This is a genomic window from Paenarthrobacter sp. E2MeOHC11 (assembly GCF_058744955.1).
On the sequence record NZ_CP196673.1, the window covers coordinates 1,685,867 to 1,698,017 of the forward strand.

The following is a 12,151-nucleotide window of genomic DNA, read 5'->3' on the forward strand; positions in this document are numbered from 1 at the left end:
GTTTTCAAAAAGGAGGGGTCTTGTAGGCACGTGATACTCCAAGGGCTGAAGGCTGTGATTGCATCACAAGCGCCCGGACGCAGGCTGGAAGAGCTACTGATATCCGGGTGATATATTAGATGGAATCTTCAGTATGCAATCACGGAAGCGCGGAGTCAACAGGGGTTTTAGCGCTGGAACTAAGCCGCGAAAAGCGCCTGGCGCACGGCCTGCTCGAAGCCGCTGACGTGGACACGGGCCAACTCGGCAGCCTGATCCTCATCACCGTCAATGACCGCCCTGAGCAAGTCCAGGTGTTCACGCACGTGGTGCTCAAGATCGGGCAAGCGATCCAAAACCATGCACCAGATCCGGGTTGCCAGATTGTCGTAGCGAATCAGGATGTCTTCGAGGTGCGGGTTCGCCGCCGCTGCATAGATTCCACGGTGAACGCTGGCGTCAAGCCGTAGGGTTTCAACCACCGAGGCGGCGTCAACGTCAAAGTCCTCCACTGCGCGCATCACTTCGCGCAGGTGCTCCTTGGTGGCAGCGGAAGCAACCCGCGCCGCCCTGGCAGCGGCAAGGGGTTCCAGCTGTGCCCGAATTTCGGAGATAAAGGCGAGGTCGGTTACTTCAACGCGGGTGGCAAACGTCCCCCGCCTCGAATACGTAATGACCAGGCGATCCAGCTCCAGGCGTTTCAGTGCTTCACGCACCGGCGTCCGGCCGATCTCCAGGTCCTTGGCGAGCTGATCGTCGTTAAGGAGGTCGCCGGGTTTGATATCCAACATCAGGAGTCGATCCCGGAGGCGTTCATAGGCGATGTCGGCCAAGGACTTCTTCGTGTCCTCGCCGGCCAATGCCAAAGTTCCAAAAGCCACAGCGCCATCCCCTTCTTCACAACCAAAAAAGCTATTGACCTGCCTGAGTCACCAGTATACGCTGAATCCCAATCCTAATATATCAGTTCAGGACCCAAGAATATATCTAAAGGAGGCGACATGACCCTCATGGCGACAGACTCACCGGTAAGCACCCTGCCGAAGCCCGAATTGCTCAAAGAAGAGCAAGCACAGAAGTTCGTACTCACATTGTCGTGCGTCGAACGCGCCGGAATCGTTCAGGCAGTAACCACCTTCCTGTTTGACCGCGGCTTCAACATCGAAGAACACCAGCAGTTCGACGACGGCCTCCGCCAGACGCTGCACCTGCGGACCGCTTTCTCGGGCCCGCTGTCCTACTCACCGGAGCGGCTTGAAGAGGAATTCAGCGCGATTGCCGACCGCTTCGAGATGAAGTTCAGCTTCCACGACCAAACCAAGAAACGCGTCCTGGTGATGGTGTCCAAGTTCGGGCACTGCCTGAACGATCTCATCTTCCGCTGGCGGGGTGGCAGCCTCGGCGGTGACCTCGTGGTGGTTGCTTCCAACCATGAAACGCACCGTGCCATGGCGGAAGCCGCCGGCCTGCCCTTCGTCTACCTACCTGTCACCCCGGATACCAAGGCAGAGGCCGAGCAGAAGCTTTTGGACCTGGTGGAGGAGTACAACGTAGACCTCGTTGTGCTGGCACGCTACATGCAGGTGCTTTCGGACGATTTGTGCCGCGCCCTCGAAGGACGCGCCATCAACATCCACCACTCGTTCCTGCCGGGATTCAAGGGCGCCCGCCCTTACCACCAGGCCTATGACCGCGGCGTGAAACTGGTGGGTGCCACTGCCCACTACGTCACTGCGGACCTGGATGAGGGACCGATCATCGAGCAGGAAGTCATCCGCGTCGATCACAGCTACGGCCCCACCACCCTCTCAACCGTGGGCCAGGACGCCGAAGCCCTGGCATTGTCCCGCGCTGTCAGGTGGCACTGCGAACACCGTGTGCTGCTGGACCAGACCAGCACAGTGGTTTTCCGCTAGACACCGCACTAGAACACCAGCAGACTCACCCCTTTAACTTCAGCAGGAGAACCCCCATGGCATCCACGCCTCGCATTGTCATCATCGGAGCTGGGATTGTTGGCACCAACCTCGCCGACGAACTGGTCACCCGCGGTTGGAACAACATCACCGTCCTGGACCAAGGACCCCTGAATATGCCCGGTGGCTCCACGTCCCACGCACCGGGCCTGGTGTTCCAGACCAACCCCTCCAAGTCCATGGCGCTCTTCGCCAAGTACACGGTGGAAAAGCTCCTATCGCTCACCGAGGACGGCCAGAGCTGCTTCAACCAAGTGGGCGGCCTTGAAGTCGCCACGAATGAGACGCGCCTGGCTGACCTGAAGCGCAAGCTCGGCTACGCACAATCGTGGGGCATCGACGGCAAGATCCTCACCCGCGAGGAATGCAAGGAGCTCTACCCCCTGATCAATGAGGAAGACATCCTCGGTGGCCTTCACGTCCCCACCGATGGCCTGGCGCTTGCCGCCCGCGCCGTGCAGTTGCTGATCAAGCGCACCGAAACTGCCGGCGTGAAGTACATCGGCAACACCGAGGTCACCGGAATTGAGCAGTCAAACCGCCGCGTGACCGGCGTCGAAACCGCCGATGGCGTCATCCCCGCAGATATCGTGGTTTCCTGCGCCGGATTCTGGGGCGCCAAGGTGGGCGAGTTGATCGGGATGTCCGTTCCGCTCCTCCCGCTGGCACACCAGTACGTCAAGACCACCCCGGTTCCCGCCCAGAAGGGCAAGAACCAGCTGCCCAATGGCGCCCAGCTGCCCATCCTGCGCCACCAGGACCAGGACCTCTACTACCGCGAGCACGGCGACCGTTACGGCATCGGCTCTTACGCGCACCGCCCCATGCCCGTGGACCTCGATGAGCTGGGAAGCTACGAGCCCAGCAGCATCAGCGAACACAACATGCCCTCCCGCCTGGACTTCACCCTGGAAGACTTCCTCCCCGCGTGGGAGGCAACCAAGCAGATCCTGCCGGCACTGCGGGAAAGCGAAATCGAGGATGGCTTCAACGGCATCTTCTCCTTCACCCCGGACGGCGGCTCGCTGGTGGGCGAGTCCAAGGAAGTGGACGGATTCTTCGTTGCTGAAGCCGTGTGGGTCACCCACTCCGCCGGCATCGCCCGAGCCGTGGCGGAGCTGCTCACCACCGGCAAGTCGCAGATCGACCTCGGCGACTGCGATATCCACCGCTTCGAGGAGGTCCAGCTGACCCCCGAATACGTCAGCGAAACTTCCCAGCAGAACTTCGTGGAAATCTACGACGTCATGCACCCCCTCCAGCCCAAGCTTTCCCCCCGCAACCTTCGCGTCAGCCCTTTCCATGCCCGCCACAAGCAACTGGGTGGATACTTCCTGGAAGGCGCCGGGTGGGAACGCCCTTACTGGTTCGAAGCCAACGCTGAGCTGCTCAAGGAGATGCCGGACGACTGGCAGCCGCCGGCCCGCGATGCTTGGTCCGGAATGTTCAGCTCCCCCATCGCCGCCGCCGAAGCGTGGAAGACCCGTACCGCGGTTGCCATGTACGACATGACGCCGCTCAAGCGCCTTGAAGTATCCGGTCCCGGCGCCCTGAAGTTGCTCCAGGAACTGACCACTGGAGACCTGGCCAAGAAGCCGGGTGCAGTCACCTACACCCTCCTCCTGGACGAAGCCGGCGGCGTCCGAAGCGACATCACGGTGGCCCGCCTGAGCGAAGACACGTTCCAGCTCGGCGCCAACGGCAACATCGACACCGCCTACTTCGAGCGGGCAGCCCGGCACCAAACCGAGAACGGCAGCGCCGGCGACTGGGTCCAGGTCCGCGACACCACCGGTGGCACCTGCTGCATTGGCCTGTGGGGTCCCCTCGCCCGTGACCTCATCAGCACGGTCAGCAGCGATGACTTCACCAACGACGGCCTGAAGTACTTCCGTGCCAAGAAGGTCACCATCGGCGGCGTTACCGTCACCGCAATGCGCCTGTCCTACGTGGGTGAACTCGGATGGGAGCTCTACACCAGCGCGGACAACGGGCAGCGCCTCTGGGACGCCCTGTGGAAGGCCGGACAGCCGTTCGGCGTCATCGCCGCAGGCCGCGCAGCCTTCAGCGCGCTGAGGCTCGAAAAGGGCTACCGTTCCTGGGGCACGGACATGACCACTGAGCATGATCCTTACGAAGCGGGCCTTGGTTTCGCGGTGAAGATGACCAAGGAGAACTTCGTCGGCAAGGCCGCTTTGGAGGGGCGCAGCGAGGAAAGCTCCAAGCGCCGCCTGCGCTGCTTGACGGTCGACGACGGCAGGAGCCTGGTGCTGGGCAAGGAACCGGTGTTCTACAAGGACCAGGCGGTGGGTTACGTCACGAGTGCCGCTTACGGCTACTCGGTCCGCAAACCGATTGCTTACGCGTACCTACCCGCTGCAGTATCAATCGGCGACTCCGTGGAAATCGAGTACTTCGGCCGCCGCATCCAGGCGACCGTGACCCAGGACCCGCTGTACGACCCCACCATGAGCCGGCTCCGGGGCTAATCAATGATCAGCTCAGAAACCATCAACGACTACCTCTCCAGGCTTGCCTCACGTCAGCCCACTCCCGGCGGAGGCGCAGCCGCAGCCTTGCATGCCGCCCAGGGCGCTGCCTTGGTCGCCATGGTCGCCAGGTACACCACCGGTGCAAAATATGAGGAACATGCCGCACTTGTCTGCCGGATCACCAGCGCCGCCGACCACCTGATCGTCGAGGCGTTGCGCCTTGCGGACGCCGACGAACACGCTTTCCAGTCCGTCATCGATTCCTACAAGCTCCCCTCGGAAACCGACGAGCTCAAGGCAGTTAAGACAACAGCCATCCAAGACGCCTTGGTCCAGGCTGCCCATACTCCGGCCCAGCTCATCAAGGTTGCCGGTGAGGTGGTGGACCTCGCCACCGAACTCTTTGACGTGGCCAACCCCAACGTCATCAGCGACGTCGCAGCTGCCGCCGATGCAGCCCGCGCAGCCGCCACAACCGCCCGCGTCAACATCGATATCAACGTCGTCGCCATCAAGGACTTCGATGCCCGCTCCGTCCTGGCCGGGCAGACCAACGGCATCGAGGACAAGGTAGTCCTGGCGGCCGATTCCCTGGCGAAGCGTGTCCGCGAAAGGATCCTTGCGTGAACACCGAAATACTCTCCGGCAAGGTGCTCGCTGGCCTCATCCAGCAACAGGCACAGGACGGCGCGCGCATTCTCGAAAACGATGGACTTCGCCCGGCGTTGGCTGTTGTCGTCGCCACGGACGACGAATCAACGCACTGGTACGTGCGGTCCATCGAACGCGCCGCCGGACGCGCCGGCGTCGGATGCAGGATCGTCGACCTCGGCCACGATGCCAGCGAACAAGCGCTGGCTGGTGTCCTGGAGGACCTCAGCGCTGAACCATCCGTACATGGCATTATTCTCCAGACGCCACTGCCCAACGACGTCAGGGCTGACGGCTTGGTGGGACTCATAACTCCGGAAAAGGACATCGACGGCGCCAATCCCCTCAGCCTCGGCCGCCTGGCTGTCGGTCAGCCCGCCTTCGCACCCGCCACTGCACGCGCCGTCGTGGAACTGCTGGACCACTTCCACATCCCCGTCGCAGGACGGAACGTGGCCGTCGTCGGGCGTTCCGCCGTGGTGGGCAAGCCGCTGTCCCTGCTCCTGCTCGAACGGGATGCGACCGTCACCATCTGCCACTCAAAATCGGGACCGCTGGAGCGCTATACCCAGCCAGCCGACGTCGTGGTTGTTGCTGCCGGCCGGACGGGGCTGCTGAAGGGCAGCCACCTCTCGCCGGAGACAGTAGTGATCGACGTCGGCACGAATGTCCTGCGCGATGGTTCCCTGGTGGGGGACGTTGACGAAGCCAGCGTCACCGGCGTCGCGGCCGGCCTGAGTCCGGTTCCGGGGGGCGTAGGCTCAGTGACCACCGCGCTTTTGTTGCTGCACACGGTCGAAGCCGCCCGGCAGCAGTCCCGCAGCGGGTTGCTGGCCGCTTCCACTTCCCGGATCTGAAGGGTCTCCCATGCATTCCAAAGCTCCGCGCGAGAACATCGACGAGTCAAAGCTGACCGTCAGCAAGCCCAAGACCAAGGCTGTCGGCATCCCGGCCGTTGCCAACGCGTTGAAAATTTCGCTGGAACAGATGGGACCGCTTCGCAGTGTCCAGACCCTGCTGGCAGTGAACCAGCTGGACGGGTTCGACTGCATGGGCTGCGCCTGGCCCGAACATGAAAAGCGCAATGCAGCGGAATTCTGCGAGAACGGGGCCAAGGCAGTGGCCGAGGAAGCCACCCGTCGCCGTGTCACGCCGGAATTTTTTGCCCGCCACTCCATTGCCGAGCTCAAGACCCGCGATGACTTCTGGCTGGGTCAACAGGGCAGGCTCACGCACCCGATGTACCTGGACGAAGGCGCTTCCCACTACAGGGCCATTGACTGGGACGACGCTTATGACCTCATGGCCGAGGAGCTGCGGGGCATGGAACACCCTGACGAAGCGGTCTTCTACACTTCCGGCCGGACCTCCAATGAGGCGGCCTTCGTGTACCAGCTTTTGGTGCGCGGCCTGGGCACCAACAACCTCCCGGACTGCTCCAACATGTGCCACGAATCCTCCGGCTCCGCGCTGGTGGAAACCATTGGCATCGGCAAGGGCTCTGTCAGCCTGACGGACCTGGAAACGGCGTCGCTGATCTTCGTGGCCGGCCAGAACCCCGGCACCAACCACCCGCGCATGCTCAGTGCTTTGGAAAAGGCGAAGAAGAACGGCGCCATCATCGTGTCCGTCAACCCCCTTCCCGAAGCCGGGCTCCTGCACTTTGAAAACCCACAGCACGTGGCCGGCATGATTCAGGGGACCCAGCTGACGGACGACTTCCTGCAGATCCGGGCCGGCGGGGATCAGGCCCTCTTCCAAGGATTGGGCAAGTACCTGCTGGAAGCCGAAGCTGCGGGACGGAACACCCCGGGCCTGCGCACTGTGCTGGACCATGAATTCATCGACAACCACACCGTGGGTATCGACGACTACCTGCGGTTCCTGGAGAAGGTGGAGTGGGATGACATCGTGGAGGCAACCGGCCTGACCTTGGATCAGATCCATTCGACGGGTGAGCGGCTGCTCGCCTCCAGTGCCACCATCGTGTGCTGGGCCATGGGACTGACACAGCACAAGCATTCTGTCCCTACCCTGCGCGACGTGGTCAACGTCCTGCTGCTCCAAGGCAACATCGGCAAGCCCGGAGCCGGCGTATGCCCCGTGCGCGGCCACTCGAACGTCCAAGGCGACCGCACCATGGGCATCTTCGAGAAAATGCCTTCGACGTTCCACGACCGGCTGGACCAGGAATTCGAGTTCCGCTCTCCCCGGGAGCACGGCTATGACACCGTGGCAGCCATCCGCGCCATGCGGGACGGGAAAGTCCGCTTCTTCATGGGCATGGGTGGCAACTTCGTCAGGGCAGCCCCGGATTCGGACGTAACTGAACTGGCGCTGGCCAACACCCGGCTGAGTGTCCAGATCTCCACCAAACTGAACCACTCGCACCTGTCCACCGGACGCCGGGCGCTGATCCTGCCCACACTCGGCCGCACCGAGAAGGACACCCAACGCACCGGCGATCAACGCGTCACCGTGGAGGACTCCATGAGCGCTGTGCACGCATCACGGGGACGGCTCAAGCCCGCCAGCGACCACCTCCACTCGGAAGTGGCGATCGTCTGCAATCTGGCCCACAGGCTCTTTACTGATGGGAATGCCCGCCTGCCCAACACACCGCAGGCGTCGTGGCTGGCCATGCGGGACGATTACACCCTGATCCGCAAACACATCGAAGCCGTGTTCGACGGATTTGAGGACTTCGAAGCGCGGATCCAACATCCGGGCGGCTTCGTGCTGCCACACCCGCCACGCGATGCCAGGAAGTTCGACACCGCCTCCGGGAAAGCACACTTCACGGGCAACGCCCTGGAGTTCATCAAGATCCCGCCTGGCCGGCTGGTCCTCCAAACCCTGCGCTCCCACGACCAGTACAACACCACCATCTATGGCAAGGACGACCGCTACCGTGGCATCCATGGCGGCCGGCGCGTAGTCCTCGTGAACGCGGAGGACATCAGCGGGCTCGGCTTTGCCGACGGGGACATGGTCCACCTGATCTCCGAGTTCGAGGGAACCGACAGACGGGCCGAGAACTTCCGCATCGTGTCCTATTCGACGCCGAAGGGTTGCGCGGCCGCGTACTACCCCGAAACCAACGTCCTTGTGCCCCTCGATTCCGTAGCGGATACGAGCGGAACGCCCACCTCAAAGTCGGTGATCATCCGGCTGGAAAAGGCATAGATCCATAACAAGATTCCCACCCGTCTAATTTTCCACGTGTCCAATGGTCCGTGAATGGTGCTTCGGTGCCTGAAACCTGGGGAGGTATTTCCTCATCGAAGCACCGCTTTCGGATCATTGGGCAGCACTTTGCAGCAACAGCCAAAGAATAGGGAGTGACCATGTCAGGAAACAGAGCAGTCGCCTACAAGGAACCCGGTGTCGTTGAAATCATCGACACTGACTACCCAACGTTTGAGCTCAAGGACGGACCGGGCGTCAACCCGGCAAACGTCGGGCGGAAGGTGCCGCATGGCGCGATCCTCCGGACGGTAACCACCAACATCTGCGGTTCGGACCAGCACATGGTCCGGGGCCGCACCACAGCTCCGCAGGACCTGGTCCTCGGCCACGAAATCACCGGCGAAGTGGTGGAGGTTGGCCCCGACGTCGAGTTCATCAAGGTGGGCGACATCGTCTCGGTACCGTTCAACATCTCCTGTGGCCGCTGCCGCAACTGCAAGGAGCAAAAGACCGGCATCTGCCTCAACGTCAACCCTGACCGCCCGGGCAGCGCCTACGGCTACGTGGACATGGGAGGCTGGGTGGGCGGACAGGCCGAGTTTGTGCTGGTTCCCTACGCCGACTGGAACCTTCTGCGTTTCCCGGACCGCGATCAGGCACTGGAAAAGATCATGGACTTGACCATGCTCTCGGACATCTTCCCCACCGGCTTCCACGGCGCCGTCACCGCCGGCGTGGGCGTCGGATCCACGGTTTACGTCGCAGGTGCCGGGCCCGTGGGCCTTGCTGCCGCCGTGGGCGCGCAACTGCTGGGCGCCGCCGTCGTGATTGTGGGCGACATGAACGAGGACCGGCTGGCGCAGGCGCGCTCCTTCGGCTGCGAAACCGTCAACGTGTCCAACGGCGATCCCAAGGAACAGATCGCACAGATCCTTGGCGTTCCGGAAGTGGATTGCGGCGTGGACGCAGTTGGCTTCGAAGCCCGCGGTCACGGCAAGGATGCCTCACATGAGGCTCCGGCCACTGTATTGAACTCCCTCATGGACATCACTGCCGCCGGCGGATCCCTGGGTATCCCGGGGCTCTACGTCACCGGCGACCCGGGTGGAATCGACGACGCCGCCAAGCACGGCTCCCTCTCGCTGTCCCTTGGTACCGGCTGGGCCAAGTCCTTGTCCTTCACCACTGGCCAGTGCCCGGTCATGAAGTACAACCGTCAGTTGATGATGGCCATCCTGCATGACAAGGTCCAGATCGCCAAGGCAGTCAACGCCCAAGCGATCCCGCTCGAGGACGCTCCCCGAGGCTACGCCGAATTCGACGCCGGAGCGGCAACAAAGTTCGTGCTGAACCCCAACGGCTACGTGAAGGCGTAGTAAGAACAAATTCAGTACGCACCAACGGATACCGGGGACTGCGCGGCAAGCATGACGGGAAGGCCGTGCAGTCCCCGGTATCTGCTCTTATCAGCACCACCACATCAGGCAGGGGCATCCATGCTCGCACAAGCAATCTTTACCGACGCTCCCAGTCCCCTGGTTTCGGATGAACGAAGGCATGCCCTGACTTGGGCCGAAGCCCGGCAGCTGGCCTACGACTGGGCCGGCCCGCTTCCGTCGTCGAACGTCGCCCTCGGCGAAGCGATCGGGCGCACGTTGACCAGCCCGGTCACTGCCCACCAGGACCTGCCCCATTACGCGTCATCGGCCATGGACGGCTGGGCAGTCAATGGCAGCGGTCCGTGGATCGTCACAGAGTCAGGCCGGACGCTCGCCGTCGGTGAAGCCAGCGTTATTGCCACCGGCGGCTTGATTCCATCCGGTGCCACTGCGGTGCTCCGCAAGGAGAGTGGAGAGGCCTGCGGGGACGCGCACCTCTCAGTCAGGCACGACGCGAAGCCGGGCGAGGCTGCCCCTGGTCGGCACATCCGTCCCGCTGGTGAAGAAGCCTCCGCGGGTGAAGTCCTCATACCCGCAGGAACGGTCCTCAATCCAGCCCACATTGCCCTCGCCGCTGTGGCTGGACACGATCACCTGCCGGTACAGCGCAAGCCGAGGGTCGCCGTCGTACTTACCGGATCGGAGGTGGTGACCTCAGGTGAGCCTGCGCCGGGACGGGTCCGCGACGCATTCGGGCCGCAGCTCGATGCCGTCATTTCGCAATTGGGTGGGACGCCCGGGGGCCAGCTCAGGATTGGCGATTCGTACGAAGAGTGGCTTTCAGCCCTGGGCTGCGCCCCTGATGGACCGCAGCCGGACGTGACCATTACTACCGGCGGAACCGGGAAATCGGGGACAGACCACTTCCGCGACGCCGTTGCGGCACTCGATGGGCGCCTCCTCCTGGACGGGATTGCCATGCGGCCGGGCCATCCGGCAGTGTTGGCGGAACTTCCTGATGGCCGTTTCGTCATCGGATTACCGGGAAACCCGCTGGCCGCCATGATGGCCCTGATGACCCTCGGTGAACCCCTCTTCGCCGCTTTGGGCAGCCGTTCCTTCCAACCGGCCGCGCAGATGGTCTCCGGGGCGGACCTTGACCCCACCCCCGGAAGCACCCGTCTCATACCGTGCACCCTGATCCACGGCCTCGTGTTCCCCGCCTCCCACACTGGGCCCGGGATGATGCGTGGGCTTTCATGGGCGGACGCATACATGGCTGTCCCTCCGGAGGGCGTGGCAGCCGGCTCTCCAGTACCCGTCCTGCCGTTGCCGTGGACAGACCTCCAGCAGCCCCGTTGACCAGCGGTCCGTTGACCATCGCGGGTTCCCTCGGTGTGAAAGGGTCCGTGCAAAACTCCGTCTAGGATGAGGACAGACTAGGGGTGCAGGCCGGACAGAGCGATCAGCCCGGGGCGGCCTGCCTGGACAACGACACGAGGCACCATGGCCGCACGCAACAACCCGGACATCGACAAGGACGCAGACGCCCAAGGCGGCGGCGTCCAATCTGTGGACCGGGCGCTCCAGATCCTGGAAATCCTGGCTCGCCAAGGTGATGCCGGAGTCAGTGAAATCGCCGAAGAAATGGGCGTCCATAAATCCACCGTGTCCAGGCTGGTGGGCTCCTTGGTCAACCGCGACATCGTCCGGCAGAACAGTGAACGCGGCAAGTACCAGCTGGGCTTTGGGATCCTCCGCCTGGCCTCTTCCATCCCCGGCCGACTCAGTGTGGTGCATGAGGCACGCGGAGTCCTGGAGGCGCTGGCGGCCGAATACAAGGAGACCGTCAACCTGGCCGTGCTGAGGTCGAACTACGCGGTAAACGTGGACCAGGCGATGGGACCGTCGACGCTTGCCACCTACGACTGGGTCGGCAGCCTGACACCCCTGCACGCCACGTCCAGCGGCAAGGTTCTTCTTGCTGCACTGACGGCCGACGAGAGAAGCCAGGTCCTCAAAACGGTGGGCCTGCCCGCGCGTACGCCCCGTACCGTGACGAACCGTGGAGAGCTGGAAAAGCAGCTGCTGGACGTGGCCCGCAGAGGGTATGCCACAGTGCACGAAGAGTTCGAAATCGGCCTCACGGCCGTTGCCGTGCCCATCTACAACCACGCGGGAAGCGTCATTGCCGCGGTGAGCATCTCCGGCCCCGCGTTCCGCTTCTCACCCGAGGACCAGCCAGGGCTCATTGACGGTCTCCGCGAGGCCGGGCTGACCATCAGCGACCGAATGGGCTACAGGCGCCGCTAGCGCGACCACGCATCGGCCAACACTCCGGGATGGCGTTCGCCGGCATAACGCCCGCTGCTCCAAGCACCCCAAGGTGACGCGCTATTTGCAACGTCATCCATGATACGCAACGCGTATGCTTCCAGCCAATTGATATATCAATCTGCCGTTAAAGAGTGAAAATCCCTTGACT

General features: G+C 63.0%; 9 protein-coding genes. 8 read left to right on the forward strand and 1 reads right to left on the reverse strand.

Annotated features, from left to right (window positions below):
- Positions 1-179 precede the first annotated feature (179 nt).
- The gene (locus ACSSVG_RS07695) at positions 180-860 is read right to left on the reverse strand and encodes a GntR family transcriptional regulator (protein ID WP_231338876.1); all 681 of its coding nucleotides are present in this window, start codon (positions 858-860) and stop codon (positions 180-182) included.
- A 120-nt stretch (positions 861-980) separates the two neighbouring features.
- Here ACSSVG_RS07695 and purU point away from each other — a divergent pair, with 120 nt between their 5' ends.
- The 8 genes from purU (at position 981) to ACSSVG_RS07735 (ending at position 11,979) form a co-directional block, all read left to right on the forward strand.
- Complete coding sequence (gene purU, locus ACSSVG_RS07700; protein ID WP_231338875.1) at positions 981-1,895, forward strand: formyltetrahydrofolate deformylase; 915 nt, start codon at positions 981-983, stop codon at positions 1,893-1,895.
- Between the two features lie 56 nt (positions 1,896-1,951).
- A complete protein-coding gene (locus ACSSVG_RS07705) occupies positions 1,952-4,444 on the forward strand; it encodes a GcvT family protein (protein ID WP_492418225.1) in 2,493 nt (830 codons plus the stop codon).
- Positions 4,445-4,447: 3 nt separating this feature from the next.
- Positions 4,448-5,074 (forward strand): cyclodeaminase/cyclohydrolase family protein, encoded by a 627-nt coding sequence (locus ACSSVG_RS07710; protein ID WP_492418227.1) that lies wholly within the window; start codon positions 4,448-4,450, stop codon positions 5,072-5,074.
- Positions 5,071-5,955: a bifunctional 5,10-methylenetetrahydrofolate dehydrogenase/5,10-methenyltetrahydrofolate cyclohydrolase gene (locus ACSSVG_RS07715; RefSeq protein WP_492418229.1), complete on the forward strand. Its 885-nt coding sequence runs from the start codon at positions 5,071-5,073 to the stop codon at positions 5,953-5,955. Before ACSSVG_RS07710 ends, ACSSVG_RS07715 begins: the two co-directional genes overlap by 4 nt.
- A gap of 10 nt (positions 5,956-5,965) precedes the next feature.
- Positions 5,966-8,284 (forward strand): FdhF/YdeP family oxidoreductase, encoded by a 2,319-nt coding sequence (locus ACSSVG_RS07720; RefSeq protein WP_492418231.1) that lies wholly within the window; start codon positions 5,966-5,968, stop codon positions 8,282-8,284.
- Positions 8,285-8,445: 161 nt separating this feature from the next.
- A complete protein-coding gene (gene fdhA / locus ACSSVG_RS07725) occupies positions 8,446-9,663 on the forward strand; it encodes a formaldehyde dehydrogenase, glutathione-independent (protein WP_026005570.1) in 1,218 nt (405 codons plus the stop codon).
- Positions 9,664-9,783: 120 nt separating this feature from the next.
- Complete coding sequence (locus ACSSVG_RS07730; RefSeq protein WP_492418233.1) at positions 9,784-11,028, forward strand: molybdopterin molybdotransferase MoeA; 1,245 nt, start codon at positions 9,784-9,786, stop codon at positions 11,026-11,028.
- 144 nt (positions 11,029-11,172) lie between these two features.
- A complete protein-coding gene (locus ACSSVG_RS07735; RefSeq protein ID WP_231338869.1) occupies positions 11,173-11,979 on the forward strand; it encodes an IclR family transcriptional regulator in 807 nt (268 codons plus the stop codon).
- Positions 11,980-12,151 lie beyond the last annotated feature (172 nt).